Consider the following 17,518-nt stretch of genomic DNA (forward strand, 5'->3'; position numbering starts at 1 on the left):
CTGCAGCACCCGGACAACTCTTTCAGAGCGACGTGGATCACTTAAAGCCTCATTCGTCAAGGGGCGAATCATAGCCACCTATTTCCATAAGTCCCGGCTGACCTGCGAAAACACGCCTTGGGCGTGTCGAATTCGTGATAAACTGATCTGCGGGAAAGGGGAAAGTCCACATGGTTTTTGAGGTCGGCGAAACAGTAGTTTATCCTCACCACGGCGCAGCGAAGATCGAAGAGATCAAGATGCGCGTGATAAAGGGCGAAGAGAAAATGTATCTCAAGCTCAAGGTGGCGCAGGGTGATCTAACCATTGAAGTTCCAGCAGAAAACGTAGACCTCGTTGGGGTGCGCGACGTAGTGGGCAAAGAGGGTCTCCAGCATGTGTTCGATGTGCTGCGGGCCGAGTTCACTGAAGAGCCAACCAACTGGTCACGCCGCTACAAGGCAAACCTTGAAAAGCTTGCCTCGGGTGACGTGATCAAGGTTGCGGAAGTAGTCCGCGACCTGTGGCGCCGTGATCATGACCGTGGGTTGTCCGCAGGGGAGAAGAGGATGCTCGCCAAGGCGCGGCAGATTCTGATCTCCGAGCTGGCACTCGCAGAGAAAACCGACGAAGAGAAGGCCGCAAGCGTTCTCGATGAGGTTCTAGCTTCCTAATCGGTCTAACAACCGGGTTTGTTGAGGGGCCGCCCTGGTGGGCGGTCCCTTTTTCATGTCCTGGCATAGGGTAATCAGGTGTCAGAAACCAGTTCCCAGCTCGAATCCGCCCACGCGCAGGTCGGGGTCATCATTGTCGCCGGCGGCGCCGGACAGAGGCTGGGCCGCGGCATTCCCAAAGCCCAGGTGAAGTTTGCTGGCCGGAGCATCCTTGAACACGCACTCCAGGGGGTCCTCGACGCGGAGATCGCCGCCGAGATCTGTGTGGTCGTCCCAGCCGGAGACGTTGAGCTCCGCGCCGCCGTCGTCGGCGTCTCCTCCGAGACTCCCGTGCGAGTGGTTGACGGGGGTGCTTCACGACCCGATTCGGTGGCGGCCGGCCTCTCAGGTTTGGGATCAGGCATCGGCCTGGTCCTGGTCCATGACGCCGCCCGCGCGCTCACCCCGCCGATAGTTTTCCGCCGGGTGGTCGCCGCATTACGCGACGGCGCCGAAGCGGTGATTCCCGTCATCCCCGTGGTCGACACCATCAAAACTGTCGACTGCGGATTGGTCATCGACACCCCACCCCGCGACACTCTCCGCGCAGTCCAGACACCCCAGGGCTTCAACCTGGACACCCTCCGTCGCGCCCACCAACAACCGGGGGCAGCAGTGACCGACGATGCCACGCTGATGGAACGGCTGGGCATCCCGGTACGGGTGGTGGAGGGGGCGGACGCCGCATTCAAAGTGACCACTGCCCAGGACCTCCTCCTCGCGGAAATTCTTGCCCAGACCCCGACAGGGAAGACCACACCATGATCCTGCCCCGCACCGGCATCGGCGTTGACGTGCACGCGTTTGCCCCCGTGGATGCACCCCGGCCGCTGTGGCTCGCGGGTCTGCTCTGGGACGGCGAACGTGGTCTGAGCGGCCATTCCGACGGCGACGCCGTGGCTCACGCCGCCGCGGACGCGCTCTTCTCCGCCGCGGGAGTCGGTGACCTCGGCACCCATTTCGGCACCGATCGCCCCGAATTCGCCGGCGCTTCGGGGGTCAGCCTGCTGACCGAAGCCGCGCGGATTGTGCGGGACGCCGGATTCGAGATCGGCAACGTTGCCGTGCAGCTGGTGGGGAACCGGCCCAAGTTCGCACCCCGCCGGGCCGAGGCGGAAGCAGTGCTCAGCGCCGCGATGGGGGGACCCGTCAGCGTGTCGGCAACCACCACCGACGGGCTCGGATTCACCGGAAAGGGCGAGGGCATCGCCGCGGTGGCGACCGCCGTCGTCGTCCGGGCGGGGGACGGCACCAGATCGGCCGCAGGGTGAAGCAAGCCACCGCGACCGGCTAATCTGGAGCGGTGAGCCTGAGATTCTATGACACCGCAACCGCCCAGACCCGCGACTTTATCCCCGTCAAGCAGGGCGAGGTAGGGCTGTACTACTGCGGTGCCACAGTGCAGGGGATGCCCCACGTAGGACATATCCGCTCGGCGATCGCATTCGACCAGCTCTCCCGCTGGCTGACCGCGAGCGGCTACCGGGTCACCACGGTCCGCAACGTCACCGATATCGACGACAAGATCCTGGCCCGCGCCCAGGAATCCGAACACGACGACGCCCTCCCGCCCCAGTTACGCGGCGAACAGTGGTGGGCGCTGGCGTACCGCTACGAACTGGAATTCCAGCGGGCGTATGACACCCTCGGGGTGCGCCGCCCGACCTACGAACCACGCGCCACCGGTCACATCCCCGAAATGCACTCGTTGATCCAGTTGCTGATCGATCGGGGTCATGCCTACCCGGCGAACGACGAGTCGGGCGACGTCTACTTCGACGTTCGATCCTGGAAAGGGTACGGCTCGCTGACCCGGCAGAACATCGACGACATGCAGAGCGCCACGGATGTCGAGCCTGAGTTCGTCAACCGGAAACGGGACCCGCGCGACTTCGCCCTGTGGAAGGGGTGGAAGGAAGGCGAGCCCGAAACCGCTGCCTGGCCCAGCCCCTGGGGACCCGGTCGGCCGGGCTGGCACCTTGAATGCTCAGCGATGGTCACCAAGTACCTGGGTACCGAGTTCGACATCCACGGTGGCGGCCTGGACCTGCGGTTCCCGCACCACGAAAACGAGATGGCCCAGTCGCAGGCCGCCGGCCACACGTTTGCCAGGTACTGGATGCACAACGGCATGGTCACTTTCGAGGGCGAGAAGATGTCCAAGTCGATCGGCAACACGGTGAGCCCGGCTGACATGCTCGAACTGGCCAGCCCCCGCGTGGTCAGGTACTACCTGGGGCAGGCGCACTACCGGTCGGTGCTCGACTACCGTCCCACCTCCCTGCAGGAAGCGGGCGCCGCCGTCGAGCGCATCGACGGGTTCCTGGCGAAGGCCGCCGCCCGGGAGTTCCCGAACGGGTTCGGGTTCGTTTCCCCCGGTGCACCGGAAGCCTTCAGCGCCGCAATGAACGACGACCTCAACGTGCCCCAGGCGCTCGCGGTCCTCCATGACACCGTGAGGGCCGGTAACACCGCCCTGGCTGCCGGGGACAGCGAAGCCACCAGGACGGCGTTCGTCGATGTGATGACCATGACCGGAATTCTGGGACTCGACGATGTTCAGGACCCCGGCAAGGGCCCACGCAGTCCCGAGCACAAGGCGCTGGACACCCTCATCACCTCGCAACTGCGGCAGCGAACGATTGCCCGCGAAACGAAGGACTGGGCGCAGGCCGACGCCATCCGCGACGCCCTCACCAGTGCCGGCATTGTCATCGAGGACACCGCCGACGGTGCCGCCTGGACCCTGAAAAACTGACCAATCGCTTCGTCTCCCGGGTGCCGGTGAAGTCTGCGGCGTTCCCCGCGTAAACTGAGGTGACAAATCTTCTACCCAAAGGTGTTTTCCCCATGGCCACTCACGGACGTCCCGGCGCTGTGCGCAAGAGCAAGAAGGGCCCCTCGGGCGGAACCGGCGGCCTAGGACGCAAGGCGCTTGAGGGTAAAGGTCCCACCCCAAAAGCGGAGGACCGGCCTTACCATAAGGCTCACAAGAGCAAGCAGCTTGCCGAGCGCTCAGCAGCCAAGCACTCCGGCAGCCGCAATCCCGGGTCGGCCCGCAACGCACGCGGCAAGGGCACCGAGGAGATGGTCACCGGACGCAACGCCGTGGTCGAGTCGCTCCGCGCCGGCATCCCAGCCAAGGCATTGCACGTGGCCATCCGGATCGAGATGGACGAGCGCATCCGCGAATCGCTGAAGCTCGCCACCGAACGCGGCATCCCGCTGATGGAAACCGGCAAGACCGAACTGGACCGGATGGCTGACGGATCAGTGCACCAGGGCATCATGCTCCAGATCCCACCCTACGAATACGCTGACGCAGTCGATCTGGCCACCGAGACCATCCAGAAATGGAAAAAGGGCCACATCAACAACGCACCGTTGTTCGTCGCCCTGGACGGCATCACCGACCCCCGCAACCTCGGCGCGATCATCAGGTCCCTCTCTGCGTTCAGCGGCCACGGCGTCATCGTTCCGGAGCGCCGGTCGGTGGGGATGACCGCATCAGCATGGAAGACCAGTGCTGGCGCCGCAGTGCGTGTGCCAGTGGCGAAGGCCGGAAACCTGAACTCAACCCTCAAGTCGTTCAAAGAGAAGGGCATCTTTGTGTTGGGCCTCGACGGCGACGGCGACGTCTCCCTCCCGGATCTGACGCTTGGCCGCGAACCAGTGTGCCTGGTCGTCGGCTCCGAAGGTAAGGGCCTGTCACGGTTGGTGCGCGAGAACTGCGACCAGATCGTTTCAATCCCCATTGACTCGGCGATGGAATCGTTGAACGCCTCGATGGCTGTGGGCATCAGCCTGTACGAGATCTCGCGCCAGCGCTCCGCCTGACAGTCGCACGGACGGTATTCATAGATCATGAGCGTCTCCCTCGAAATCAGCCCTCCGTCCAGTGAGTTTCCCCTGGGCGTACACCGGTCCCGAGCGCCGCACAACCTGAACGTTGCGGTGTACGCGCCCGGCGTGTCAGCGCTTGCAGTGCACTTCCAGTCGCAGGACGGCAGCTGGCACGATGTCCCCCTGACCGATTACACCCACGGGGTGCACCACGGGGCAGTGGAGGGGCTCGCCGACTCTGTGAGATACGGTTTCTGGCCGGCCGGAACTGGCCAGCCGGAAACAGGTCAGCTGCTGCTGGATCCTTACGCCCGGGCCATCGACACCGTCGATACCGTCGATGGGCCGGTGTACTGGTCGGTCTACGTCGAGGACGGCGGATTCGACTGGGGTTCCTCGGCTCCACCGCGCACGCACTGGCGTGACACCGTGGTGTATGAGGCGCATGTCAAGGGGCTGACCCAGTTGCACCCAGACATTCCGGTCGAGCTCCGCGGCACCTATGCTGGCCTGGCACACCCGGTCATGATCGGCTACCTCAAGGCCCTCGGGATCACCGCAGTGGAACTGCTGCCGGTCCACTTCCATATCGACGAACCCCATCTGGGGCCCCTCGGGCTGACCAACTACTGGGGCTACAACACCCTCGGGTACTTCGCCCCGCACCCCTCCTACGCGACTGAGGCAGCCCGCAACGCCGGCCCACGGGCGGTCCAGGACGAGTTCAAGGGCATGGTCAAACTGCTCCACGAGGCTGGCCTCGAGGTCATCCTCGACGTGGTGTACAACCACACGGCCGAGGGTCCGCCAGACCTTCCGGCGCTGAGCTGGCGTGGACTGGGCGACGAGCAGTATTACCGGCACGGCGACCACGGCCGCTACCTGGACACCACGGGTTGCGGCAATACCCTGAATTTCGCGCACCCACGGGTCATCGCCCTGGCCCTGGACTCGCTGCGATACTGGGTGGAGGAATTCCACGTGGACGGATTTCGCTTCGACCTGGCAGTGTCGATGGCCCGGGACGAAACTCACACCTTCACCCCACGTCACCCCTTCCTGGTCGCTGTTGGCGCCGACCGCGCGCTGCGCGGTGTGAAGCTCATCGCCGAACCCTGGGATATTGGCATGGGCGGCTGGCAGACCGGTAATTTCCCGCAGGGCTGGGCGGACTGGAATGACCGGTTCCGGGACACGGTCCGGGACTTCTGGCTCACCGACCAGGCCAGCCTGGCGGCGGGCGGCGCCGCCGGATCGGTGGCGCGCCTGGCTGGATGCCTGAGTGGATCGGCCGATGTGTTCGGGCCTTCAGGGCGCACGTCCATTTCCAGCGTCAACCTGATCACCGCCCACGACGGGTTTACCCTCGCCGACCTCTCCTCGTACAGCCGCAAACACAATGAGGCCAACGGGGAGGAGAACCGTGACGGCCACAACGACAACCGCAGCTACAACCACGGTATGGAAGGCCCCACCGACCAGGAAGGCATCATTGCGGCGCGGGCCCAGACCTCCCGCAACCTGATGGCCACGCTCCTGTTGTCCCTCGGCGTCCCCATGATCACGGCCGGCGACGAGTTTGGGCGGTCCCAGCGCGGCAACAACAACGCCTACTGCCAGGACAACGAGCTGGCCTGGCTGCATTGGGGTCACGACGACGACGCACGCCACCTCCTCGACCACACACGTTCCCTGCTCCGGATCCGTAAGGAGTTCCTGGCCCACCAGCCGCACAGCTATCCGGCCCGCGACGACAGCTCCTACCTGCACTGGTTCAACCCGGCCGGCACCACCATGACTGAGGAGCAGTGGCGTGACGAGGGTTCCCGGATCGTGCAGCTCCTCCTCGGCTCACCCAACGGCATCCTGGATGGCCTGGTGGTCATCAACGGCAGCAAGGATGACGCCAGGATCACCCTGCCAAGGCGGGAGGCACTCCAGGAGAGCGGGCTTCCCTCCATCACCAGGTTCGAGCTGCGCTACACCACCGCAGCGGACCAGGACCGTCGGCGCGGGGCGCAAATCGGCTCTGGGGAGACCGACGTCGTCCCCGCCAACTCGATCAGCGTCTACCGGGTCTAGCCGGCCACGCAAAAGCGGCAGCCACCCCAGGAAACTCTGGTGTGACTGCCGCTGATGCTAAGCAGGCGGTTAGCCTGCAAGCTGTGATTGCCCGAGCGGGCTGCTACGCGTTCGCGACCAGACCGAGCTCGGACTTCGACGCCAGGCTAACGTGCTTGGGCAGCACCCGCACCGTGTACCCGAAGGACCCTGAGTGGTCGATCGTGACGCCACCCGAGAACAGGTACCGTCCCGCGCCAAGGTTCTCGGACACGCCGAGGTCGGCCAGGGCCACCTCGCTGAGCTCGTCATTGTCCAGGGCCCGACCGTAAGCCACCTCGACGGCGACGTCGTCGGGGGATAGCGCGCCAAGCGAGACGTAGGCGTTGACCGTCAGCGGGTCGCCGATCTGTGGATCCTCGGCCACGCCAACGGAATCGACGTGCTCCACCTGGACAGCCGACCAACCGTCGTTGATCCGTGAACGCCAGGCGGCGGTGTGCTTGGCCGCCGTGTAGTCCGACTCAGCCGCCAGGCAACCGGCACGCCAGGCGGGCTGGTACAGGTGGCTGACGTAGTCCTGCAGCATCCGCTCAGCGGATACGGCCGGGCCAAGGTTAGCCATGGTGTGCTTGATCATGGCCACCCACTGGTGTGGCACCCCATCATGGGACAGCTCAGACGGTCCGGCAGCGCCGGCGCCCTCCGAACGCACCGTGCTGTAGAACCGGGGAGCCACCTGCTCCTCAAGAAGGTCATACAGGGCCGAGGCTTCAATGTCGTCGCGTTCCTCGGGGGACGCGTCGTTGTTCGCCGTGGGGATGGCCCAGCCGTTGTCGCCGTCGTACATTTCATCCCACCAGCCGTCAAGAACCGACAGGTTAAGGCCGCCGTTGATGGCCGACTTCATGCCCGACGTGCCGCAGGCCTCCAGCGGACGCAACGGGTTGTTCAACCAGACATCGCAGCCGGGGAACAGGGTGCGTGCCATGGCGATGTCGTAGTTCGGGAGGAACACGATCCGGTGCCGTACCTCCGGGTCGTCAGTGAACCGGACCAGATCCTGGATCATCCGCTTGCCCTGCTCATCAGCCGGGTGGGACTTGCCAGCGATGACCAGCTGGATGGGGTTGTCCGGGTGAAGCAGTAAGGCCTTGAGCCGAGCCGGGTCCCTGAGCATCAAGGTCAACCGCTTATACGTGGGTACCCGGCGGGCAAAACCAATGGTCAGCACGTCAGGATCGAGTACGTTGTTGGTCCATGCCAGCTCGGCGTCGGCCGCGCCACGCTTCTTCCAGGAGGAGCGGAGCCGCTGACGGACGTCGTCGATCAGGTTCGAGCGCAGGCGGCGGCGGAGCGCCCAGACATCGGAGTCTTCCACGTCGTACACCTTGGACCACTGGGGATCCAGGACCGACTCGGCGCCGAAACGCTCCCGGGCGAAGTCAGCGATCAGCGGGTCAACCCAGGTGGGCACGTGCACACCGTTGGTGACCGACGAGATGGGGACCTCACTGGTGTCGAATCCTGGCCACAGCCCGGAGAACATGCCACGGGAGACCACGCCATGGAGTTTGGCGACGCCATTGGCGCGCTGTGCCAGGCGCAGGCCCATCACCGCCATGTTGAACTTGTTCGGATCGCCGTCAACGTAGTTCTCGGCCCCAAGGGTGAGGACCTTCGCCGTCGGAACCGACGGTGCCAGACCGGCGTCGAAGAAGTGCTCAATCTGGGATTTCTCGAACCGGTCGATTCCCGCGGGGACCGGGGTGTGCGTGGTGAACACCGTGCAGGACCGGCCCGCGGTGAGCGCTTCCTCCCAGCTCATCGGCGACGCGCTCGAGGGATCCATCAGTTCACGGATGCGCTCGATGCCGAGGAACCCGGCGTGACCCTCATTGGTGTGGAACACCTCGGGGGCCGGAGTGCCGGTCAGCCGTTCAAAGATACGCAGCGCTTTCACGCCACCCATGCCCAGCAGAAGTTCCTGCTGCAGACGCTGGTCGCCACCGCCGCCGTACAGCCGGTCGGTGACATTGCGGGCGGCCTCGTCATTGCCCGCGACATTGGAGTCAAGGAGCAGAAGCGGAACGCGGCCGACGTCGGCCCGCCAGATGTGGGCGATCAGCTGGCGTCCAGCGGGAAGCGGCAAGACTACCTTCGCCGGGGTGCCGTCCTCCTCGCGGAGCAGGGTCAACGGCAGGCCGTCAGGATCGAGGACCGGGTAGGTTTCCTGCTGCCACGCATCGCGGGACAGCGACTGCTTGAAGTAGCCGGCCTGGTAAAGGAGTCCGACGCCGATCAGGGGGACACCAAGATCCGAGGCTGCTTTGAGGTGGTCGCCGGCGAGGATGCCGAGGCCACCTGAGTACTGGGGGAGGACGGCGCTGATGCCGTACTCGGGGGAGAAATAGGCGATGGACCGGGGCGCGTCGACGCCGAGCGACTGGTACCAGCGGGGTTCGGAAAGGTACTGGTCCAGGTCGTCGCCGAGTTCCTGGATCCTCGCGACGAGACGCTCGTTGTCGGCGAGTTGGCTGAGCTGCTCACGGGTCACCGAGCCGAGGAAAGCGACGGGGTCCTGGCCGCTTGCCTCCCAGGCTGCTGGGTCAAGATCGTGGAATAAGCGGGTGGTCGGAAGATGCCACGACCAGCGCAAGTTGCCTGCCAGCTTGCCCAACGGGGCGATGCTTTCAGGGAGGACGGTACGGACTGTAAATCTGCGGATTGCCTTCACCCGGGAAAGGCTAGCGTATTTTTCCCGGCGTAGGACCGCTGGAGGGTTCCGATGAGAGCAAGTGAGAGTAAACGTTTGCGTTGACGCCCAACTCGACTGCAAAAAGCACTGATGTTACGTCCGCGCGCCTTAGCAATCTCGGCAAATACTCGCTAACGTCTAACGTGTGACGACTTCAATAGAGCCACCACGTAAGGGACGCACCGCCAGGAAGCCGATAGACAGGGCTGATCTGAGGTACGGACGAATTCCAATTACCAATATTTCTCCGGTTGTCGATGGTGGGGCCTTCCCCTCCAAAGCGATCCCTGGATCAGATATTGCGGTGGGCGCTACAGTCTTCCGGGAAGGGCACGACCAGCTTGGGGTATCAGCGGTCCTGCTCTCCGGTAAAGGCAAGGAAGTCCAGCGGGTGCGCTTGGCGCCGGTGGGCCAGGGGCTGGACCGGTATGAAGGTCTCCTCCGCCCCCCAGCTGTCGGCAACTACACCTTCGTCATCGAAGGGTGGGGTGACCTGTACGGCACCTGGCACCACAACGCTGAGGTGAAGATCGCGGCTGGAGTCGACGTCGAGCTGATGCTCGCCGAGGGCGCAGCCCTGTTCACTAACGCTGCGACGACCCGTAAGAGGAAAGACGCGGTGGTCTTCACCGAGGCCGCACGGGTCCTCGCCGACGCTGAGCTCCCGATCGACGAGCGGCTTGCCGCAGGTGAGTCGGCGGCTATCCTCGCGGCCATCAGCCGGGAGCCCCTGCGTGACCTGGTGACCGTATCCCAGCCTTATCCGATCAAGGTCGAACGCGAACTTGCGGGACGTGCATCCTGGTACGAGTTCTTCCCCCGGTCCGAAGGCGCCACCTACGAGCCGGGGTCGGGCGCGTGGACCTCCGGCACCTTCGTCACCGCAGCCGACCGGCTACCCGCGGTCGCTGACATGGGATTCGACGTCGTCTACCTCCCGCCCATCCACCCGATCGGGCGCACCCACCGTAAGGGGCCCAACAACACCCTGACGGCTGGCCCCGAGGACCCGGGGTCGCCCTGGGCTATCGGCGCCGCTGAAGGTGGCCACGACGCGATCCACCCCGACCTCGGCACCTTCGATGACTTTGACGCCTTCGTGGCGCGGGCCAACGAACTGAACCTGGAAATTGCACTGGACCTGGCGCTTCAGGCTTCCCCTGACCATCCCTGGGTCACTTCACACCCAGAATGGTTCACCACCCGGGTGGATGGGTCGATTGCCTACGCGGAGAACCCTCCGAAGAAGTACCAGGACATCTACCCGATCAACTTCGACAACGATCCCGATGGCCTCTCCCGCGAAGTCCTCAGGATCGTCCTGCTGTGGATCAGCCGCGGGGTGAAGATTTTCCGCGTCGACAACCCGCACACCAAACCGGTGGTGTTCTGGGAATGGCTGATCCGCGAAGTCAACCGGAAGCATCCCGACGTCGTTTTCCTCGCCGAGGCTTTCACCCGCCCGCCGATGATGCACGCCCTGGGCCGTGCCGGCTTCCAGCAGTCCTACACCTACTTCACCTGGCGCAACACCAAAACTGAGCTCGAAGAGTATTTCACCGAAGTCAGTAAGGTAAGCGCGCCATATTTCCGCCCCAACTTTTTCGTCAACACCCCCGATATCCTCACCGAGTTCCTTCAGTACGGCGGACCTGCGGGCTTCAAGATCCGTGCGGCCCTGGCAGCGATGGCCAGCCCACTCTGGGGTGTCTACGCCGGATACGAACTGTTAGAGCACGTGGCCAGGCCCGGTGCCGAGGAGTCGATCGACAACGAGAAATTCGAGTATCGTCCCCGCGACTTCAAGCGCGCCGAAGCCGAAGGCAGGAGTCTGGCGCCGTACCTCACCAGGCTGAACCACATCCGACGGGACCACCCGGCTTTGGGCGATCTCGAGAACCTGACCATTCACCACAGTTCGGACACGGAAACCCTGGTGTTCTCCAAGCACAAGGAGAACGTCGGCGGCGACAGTACAGTCAAAGACACCATCATCGTGGTGGTGAATCTTGACCCGCACGGGGCCAGGGAAAGTACAGTCTCCCTGAACCTCGATGCGCTGTCCCTCGATCCCGAGGACTGCAATGAGGACGGTACCTTCTGGGTGGACGATCTCATCACCGGCCAGAGTTGGGTCTGGGGCACCCACAACTACGTCAGGCTGGATCCGCATGTGGAACCAGCACACATCCTTTACCTCAGGAGGAAGCCCTAGTGGCCAACCCGTTTCAACTCAACGCACCCGGTCTCGCGCATGACCCACACTGGTACCGCAAGGCCGTATTTTACGAAGTTCTGGTGCGCGGGTTCGCGGATGCGAACGGCGATGGCTCTGGCGATTTCTCCGGACTGATCGACAAACTGGATTATCTGCAGTGGCTTGGCGTCGATTGCCTGTGGCTGCCACCGTTCTTCAAGTCGCCCCTGCGCGACGGTGGCTACGACATCGCCGACTACTACAACGTCCTCGATGAGTTCGGCACCATCAGTGATTTCAAGCGTCTGGTCGCGGAGGCACACGCCCGCGGCGTCCGCGTCATCATCGACCTGCCGCTGAACCACACCTCGGACAAGCACCACTGGTTCGAGGAGTCCCGAAACGACCCCGACGGCCCCTACGGCGACTTCTACGTCTGGAGCGACACCGACGAGAAGTACGAGGACGCGCGGATCATCTTCGTGGATACCGAGGAGTCCAACTGGACCTTCGACCCCGTCCGACGGCAGTTCTTCTGGCACCGGTTCTTCTCCCACCAGCCGGACCTGAACTTCGAAAACCCCAAGGTTATTGAAGCGCTCTTCGACGTGGTGAAGTTCTGGCTGGACCAGGGCATTGATGGTTTCCGCGCGGATGCCATCCCTTACCTCTTCGAGGAGGAAGGGACCAACTGCGAGAACCTGCCGCAGACCCACGCCTTCCTCAAAGACCTGCGCACCATGGTCGACGAGAACTATCCCGGCCGGATCATCGTCGCCGAAGCAAACCAGCTGCCCGAGGAGGTTGTCGAGTACTTCGGCGACGCCGAGGGGCCGGAATGCCACATGTGCTTCCACTTCCCGATCATGCCCAAGCTCTTCTACGCCCTGCGCGACCAGAAGGCCGGACCAATCATCGAGACGATGGCCGAAACGCCGAACATTCCCGCTGGCGCCCAGTGGGGTACTTTCCTCAGGAATCATGACGAGCTCACCCTCGAAATGGTCACCAACGAGGAACGCGAAGCGATGCTCGGTTGGTACGCGCCGGACTCAAGGATGCGCGCCAACGTCGGTATCCGCCGTCGTCTGTCGCCGCTCCTGGACAACTCGCGCGCCGAAGTTGAACTGATTCACGCACTGCTGCTGTCCCTGCCTGGCAGCCCGTTCCTCTACTACGGGGATGAAATCGGGATGGGCGACAACATCTGGCTTGAGGATCGTGACGCGTCGCGGACCCCCATGCAATGGAACCCCGACCGTAACGCCGGGTTCTCGACGGCTGACCCCGGGAAGCTCTACCTCCCCGTCGTCCAGTCGCTGGTCTACCACTACAACCACGTCAACGTTGAGGCACAGCTGGCCAGTTCAAGCTCGCTGCTGCACTGGATGCGCCAGATGCTTGCAGTGCGCCGGACCCGCCCGGCCTTCGGCCTGGGTTCGTACCGCAACGTGCCCACCGAAGCTGAGTCGGTGCTGGCCTTCATCCGTGAGGTGGAGGTCGATAATGCCGAAGGCGAGCAGCCAGAGGTGCTGTTGTGCGTGTTCAACCTCTCGCAGCACCCGGTTGCCGCGCAGCTGAACCTGCCGGAATATGCCGGACGGGGTCTGCGGGACCTCTTCGGTGGCACGCCGTTCCCGACCTTCGGCGACGACGGTGCACTCACCCTGACGCTCGGAAGCCACGATTTCTACTGGCTCCGTCTCCGCTCAGCCAGCTCGAACACTGCTTCACCGCTTACTGAAGCCCTGCCAATAATTCAAGCCCCGGAGGCCGTAAAGTAATGCCCAAACTGACGCCGACCTTTCCAGAACTCCTCACCTCATGGCTACCGAATCAGCGGTGGTTCCCTGCCAGAGGCCGCGAGTTTGAACTTCGAAGGGTCGGCGGCATCCGGCTGGAGGATCCAGCCGGTGCGGTGGGCCTTGACGTTCACCTGATTGCCGTCGATTCCGGCCACCGGAGGGACATCGTCCAGATCCCGTTGAGCTACCGCGACGCACCCTTGAAAGGCGCGGAAGATGCGCTGATCGGCGAGGCGGAGCACACCGAATTGGGGCACCGCTGGATCTACGACGCCACCCATGACCCGGTATTCGTGACGGCCTGGGTTGAATTGATGCGCTCGCGCGGTGTCACCGAGGACGGCCGGACCAGGGGCTACCCGATGGAATCGTTCGCCTCGGCTAAACGGTTCGACAAGCCACTTCCGCTGACCGTTCTCAAGGGCGAACAATCAAACACCTCTGTCGTGGTGCGTACGCCGGCCGGCTCGATGATCGTCAAATTCTTCCGGGTGCTGGCACCGGGGGAAAGCCCCGACGTTCAGGTCAGCGCCAAGCTCACCGATGCCGGATCCGTCGACGTGCCCACCACGTTCGGGTGGGTCACCGGCAGCTGGGAGGACACGGGAGCCGGGGAGAAGCAGTGGTTGACCGGTCACCTCAGCGTCCTGCGGGATTTCATCGACAACAGCACCGACGCCTGGCGGACCGCCTCGGTTGCGGCCGCTTCGAACACCGATTTTACTGCGGAGGCGTCCGAACTGGGCCGGGTGACCGGGCGTATCCACGCGCAGTTGGCCGCTGCGTTCGGAAGCCGGGCAGCAAGCGACGTCGAACGCGGCGAATTCATCGAGACCCTGGTGCAGCGCATCGAATGGGCCTGGCAGGAAGCACACGACGTCGTTGGGCCGCTCGAGTCCGAGGTGGCCAAGGTTATTGAGCGGGTCCGCAAGGTGGAGACGCTCCCCGATCTTCAGCGCATCCACGCCGACTACCATCTGGGACAGGTTCTCAACGCACCTGACGGGTCTTGGCTGGTGCTCGACTTTGAGGGCGAACCACTGCGTCCCGCCGCGGAGCGCAGCGTCCCCGATGTGGTGCTGCGCGACGTCGTCGGGATGATGCGTTCGCTCGAGTATGCCGGTGCGGCAGCAGCCCATGGCAACGACGCCGCGACCGCCGACGCCGACCAGTGGACCGCAGCCGCGGGTGCCGCCTTCGCGGCTGGTTATCAGGACCAGACCGGGACGCTGGTTGACCCAGCAGATCCGCTCTTCCTCGCACTGTGGCTGGATAAGGCCCTGTACGAAGTGGTCTACGAGCTACGCAACCGGCCGGACTGGGTCGACATCCCGGTCCGTGACGTGCGCCGCGCCCTGACCGGGTCCACCAGCGCCACGCAGGAAACGCCATCATCTGCCGTTTCGCCGCCGCTAACCGCGGGGCCCGTGGACCCGGTAGTGGCCGTCGACGCCGTCGTTGGTTCTGATCCAGTCTTTAGTTCTGACACGGTCGCCGGTACGGACGCCGTCACCACCTCACCGGGGCGGATCGAACATTCAATCGACATCCTGCAACCAGTGTCGGAGGGCCGCTACCACCAGCCGCATGCTGTGCTGGGCGCACACCTCGACGGGCACGGGCTGGTCACTATCCGCACCCTCCGACGTCTCGCGCAGCGCGTCACCGTGGTGACCGGCAGCGGTCGCGTCGAATTGGAGCATGAACACAACGGCATCTGGGTTGGCACCCTTGCAGCGGAGATCGCCGGGCACGTCCCGGACTACCGCCTCGAAGTGACGTACGACGGTGAGCCGCAGATTGTCGATGATCCGTACCGGTTCCTCCCCACGCTGGGCGAAATCGACATGCACCTCCTGGCGGAGGGGCGGCACGAAACGCTGTGGACTGCGCTCGGCGCGCACGTCCGCCACTACACATCCGTGCTGGGCGACATCAATGGCGTCAGCTTCGCCGTCTGGGCGCCCAATGCCCAGGCCGTTCGCGTCAAAGCGGACTTCAATGGGTGGGACGGCTCAATCAACGCGATGCGTGCGCTGGGCAGTTCGGGGTTCTGGGAGATCTTCATTCCCGGGGCTGTCGCGGGGTCGCGGTACAAGTTCGAAATCCTCGGCAGCGACGGGCATTGGCGTGAGAAGGCCGACCCGATGGCCCGCGGTACCGAAATCCCGCCCCTCACCGGCTCGCGTGTGGTCGAGTCGAGGTACACCTTCCAGGACGACGAATGGATGACCGCGCGGGCGGCAGCAGATCCGCACAACGGTCCCATGAGCGTCTACGAGGTGCACCTTGGTTCCTGGCGGGTGGGTCTTGACTACCGGGAATTGGCCGAGCAGCTCACCGAGTATGTTCAGTGGCAGGGCTTCACCCACGTTGAAATGATGCCCGTCGCCGAACACCCCTTCGGTGGCTCCTGGGGTTACCAGGTGACCTCGTACTATGCGCCGACGTCGCGCTTCGGTCACCCCGACGACTTCAAGTATCTGGTGGATAAACTGCACCAGGCCGGGATCGGCGTCATCATGGACTGGGTTCCAGCGCACTTCCCCAAGGATGAGTTCGCGTTGGCGAAGTTCGACGGCGGGACCCTTTACGAGCACGGCGATCCCTTCCTTGGGGAGCACCCCGATTGGGGAACCCTGATCTTCGACTTCGGTCGTCGTGAAGTACGGAACTTCCTGGTCGCCAATGCCCTCTACTGGCTAGAGGAATTCCACATTGACGGGCTGCGCGTGGACGCCGTCGCATCGATGCTCTATTTGGACTACTCACGCGAAGAAGGCCAATGGACGCCGAACCGTCTGGGCGGCAGGGAAAACCTTGAAGCGATTGATTTCCTTCAGGAGGTCAATGCAACCGCCTACAAGCGGGTGCCTGGTGTCGTGATGATCGCCGAGGAATCGACGTCCTTCCCCGGGGTCACCCGCGCCACCAGCGGAGGCGGCCTCGGATTCGGGCTGAAGTGGAACATGGGCTGGATGAATGACTCGTTGGAGTACATGGCTGAAGACCCGGTCAACCGTGGCTACCACCACGGCAAGGCCACCTTCTCCATGGTGTATGCCTACACCGAGAACTTCCTGCTGCCGATCAGCCATGACGAAGTTGTGCACGGCAAGGGATCGCTGCTGCGGAAGATGCCGGGTGACCGGTGGCAGCAGCTCGCCAGCGTGCGCGCCTACCTGGCGTTCCAGTGGGCGCACCCCGGTAAGCAGCTGATCTTCATGGGCACCGAGTACGCCCAGGAATCTGAGTGGTCGGAGCAGTACGGTCTCGACTGGTGGCTTTCGGACACTCCTGCGCACAAGGGCGTCCAACATTTGGTGCGGTCCCTGAACGGGATCTATCGAAACACGCCGGCGCTATATGTCCGGGACAACGATCCGTCGGGGTTCCAGTGGATTGATGAGAACGACGGCGCCCGCAACACCCTGTCTTTCATCCGCTGGGATGGCCAAGGCAATCCGCTGGTTTGCATTGCCAACTTCGCCGGAGCGCCCCATGAGGGATTCAGGGTAGGGCTGCCCTGGTCGGGGGATTGGGAAGAGGTGCTCAACACGGATGCTGAAGAGTTTGGCGGTTCAGGTGTTGGCAACCTTGGCGGAGTAACAGCTGTCGAAGGACCATGCAGCGGGCAGCCTGCTTATGCTGACCTGCGGGTTCCACCGTTGGGCGTCGTGTATTTGGCTCCAAAAAAGCCTTAGATCCGCGCGGGGCCGGGCATTTTGCACCCGGCCCCGAGGGCGATTTACAACTTCGGCAGAAGGGTGCTAGAGTTTATATCCGCGCTGGTCGAGGGAATTGACCGGCTGACAACCACCAGAACTACGGTTCGTCTCTAGTGCAGTATGGCTCAGGGATTGGAAGATCAGCCGATTTGACCTGAAGATGATCAGCCGGTAAGTTTGAAAAGTTGCTCCGGAGCGATGATGGAACTGTTTGGTTCTGTTTGGTGCCGGGTGTGTCTGTTGTTTGAGAACTCAATAGTGTGCCATGTTTGTTGATACCGATTGTTTTATTGATTGGTTGAATTTGGCTGCATAGCATCACCCCGTGGTGTTGTGTGGTTGTTTTTGGCTGGTTTCGAATTTTGCGCGTGCCTGTTTACTGGTTTTTCCTGGTGGTGGGTGCGTGTCTGTAATGCATTTACGGAGAGTTTGAT

General features: G+C 63.4%; 10 protein-coding genes. 9 read left to right on the forward strand and 1 reads right to left on the reverse strand.

The features are described from left to right. The first annotated feature begins 170 nt into the window (after positions 1 to 170). From ACX80Z_RS15150 to glgX, 6 genes are all read left to right on the forward strand, one after another. The gene (locus ACX80Z_RS15150) at positions 171 to 653 is read left to right on the forward strand and encodes a CarD family transcriptional regulator (protein ID WP_019482365.1); all 483 of its coding nucleotides are present in this window, start codon (positions 171 to 173) and stop codon (positions 651 to 653) included. Positions 654 to 731: 78 nt separating this feature from the next. After that, on the forward strand, positions 732 to 1,457 hold the full coding sequence (gene ispD, locus ACX80Z_RS15155) for a 2-C-methyl-D-erythritol 4-phosphate cytidylyltransferase (RefSeq protein WP_459304798.1): 726 nt from the start codon (positions 732 to 734) through the stop codon (positions 1,455 to 1,457). Next, the gene (gene ispF, locus ACX80Z_RS15160; RefSeq protein ID WP_459304797.1) at positions 1,454 to 1,963 is read left to right on the forward strand and encodes a 2-C-methyl-D-erythritol 2,4-cyclodiphosphate synthase; all 510 of its coding nucleotides are present in this window, start codon (positions 1,454 to 1,456) and stop codon (positions 1,961 to 1,963) included. The genes ispD and ispF overlap by 4 nt, the downstream gene beginning before the upstream one ends. Before the next feature lie 32 nt (positions 1,964 to 1,995). Next, the gene (gene cysS, locus ACX80Z_RS15165; RefSeq protein ID WP_459316437.1) at positions 1,996 to 3,450 is read left to right on the forward strand and encodes a cysteine--tRNA ligase; all 1,455 of its coding nucleotides are present in this window, start codon (positions 1,996 to 1,998) and stop codon (positions 3,448 to 3,450) included. 92 nt (positions 3,451 to 3,542) lie between these two features. Further along, positions 3,543 to 4,529 carry a 23S rRNA (guanosine(2251)-2'-O)-methyltransferase RlmB gene (rlmB, locus tag ACX80Z_RS15170; RefSeq protein ID WP_459304795.1) on the forward strand — a complete coding sequence of 329 codons (987 nt, stop codon included), beginning with the start codon at positions 3,543 to 3,545 and terminating at the stop codon, positions 4,527 to 4,529. A gap of 27 nt (positions 4,530 to 4,556) precedes the next feature. Beyond that, the gene (gene glgX / locus ACX80Z_RS15175; protein ID WP_459316438.1) at positions 4,557 to 6,617 is read left to right on the forward strand and encodes a glycogen debranching protein GlgX; all 2,061 of its coding nucleotides are present in this window, start codon (positions 4,557 to 4,559) and stop codon (positions 6,615 to 6,617) included. 103 nt (positions 6,618 to 6,720) lie between these two features. Here glgX and glgP read toward each other — a convergent pair whose 3' ends face one another. After that, the gene (gene glgP, locus ACX80Z_RS15180; RefSeq protein WP_459316439.1) at positions 6,721 to 9,333 is read right to left on the reverse strand and encodes an alpha-glucan family phosphorylase; all 2,613 of its coding nucleotides are present in this window, start codon (positions 9,331 to 9,333) and stop codon (positions 6,721 to 6,723) included. A 178-nt stretch (positions 9,334 to 9,511) separates the two neighbouring features. On the opposite strand from glgP, the gene ACX80Z_RS15185 reads away from it, so the two are divergent. Genes ACX80Z_RS15185 through glgB form a run of 3 tightly spaced genes read left to right on the forward strand, consistent with a single transcriptional unit; the run spans position 9,512 to position 17,060 of the window. Further along, positions 9,512 to 11,569: an alpha-1,4-glucan--maltose-1-phosphate maltosyltransferase gene (locus ACX80Z_RS15185; protein WP_459316442.1), complete on the forward strand. Its 2,058-nt coding sequence runs from the start codon at positions 9,512 to 9,514 to the stop codon at positions 11,567 to 11,569. Further along, positions 11,569 to 13,335 carry a maltose alpha-D-glucosyltransferase gene (gene treS / locus ACX80Z_RS15190; RefSeq protein WP_019482373.1) on the forward strand — a complete coding sequence of 589 codons (1,767 nt, stop codon included), beginning with the start codon at positions 11,569 to 11,571 and terminating at the stop codon, positions 13,333 to 13,335. The genes ACX80Z_RS15185 and treS overlap by 1 nt, the downstream gene beginning before the upstream one ends. Further along, positions 13,335 to 17,060 (forward strand): 1,4-alpha-glucan branching protein GlgB, encoded by a 3,726-nt coding sequence (gene glgB, locus ACX80Z_RS15195; protein WP_459316440.1) that lies wholly within the window; start codon positions 13,335 to 13,337, stop codon positions 17,058 to 17,060. The genes treS and glgB overlap by 1 nt, the downstream gene beginning before the upstream one ends. Positions 17,061 to 17,518 lie beyond the last annotated feature (458 nt).

It is taken from the genome of Arthrobacter sp. TMT4-20, assembly GCF_054510775.1.

What these genes read in the sequence shown, in the direction of transcription:
- ACX80Z_RS15150 (WP_019482365.1), top strand. Translation starts at nt 171, where the DNA reads ATGGTTTTTGAGGTCGGCGAAACAGTAGTTTATCCTCACCACGGCGCA.
- ispF (WP_459304797.1), top strand. Translation starts at nt 1,454, where the DNA reads ATGATCCTGCCCCGCACCGGCATCGGCGTTGACGTGCACGCGTTTGCC.
- rlmB (WP_459304795.1), top strand. Translation starts at nt 3,543, where the DNA reads ATGGCCACTCACGGACGTCCCGGCGCTGTGCGCAAGAGCAAGAAGGGC.
- glgX (WP_459316438.1), top strand. Translation starts at nt 4,557, where the DNA reads ATGAGCGTCTCCCTCGAAATCAGCCCTCCGTCCAGTGAGTTTCCCCTG.
- glgB (WP_459316440.1), top strand. Translation starts at nt 13,335, where the DNA reads ATGCCCAAACTGACGCCGACCTTTCCAGAACTCCTCACCTCATGGCTA.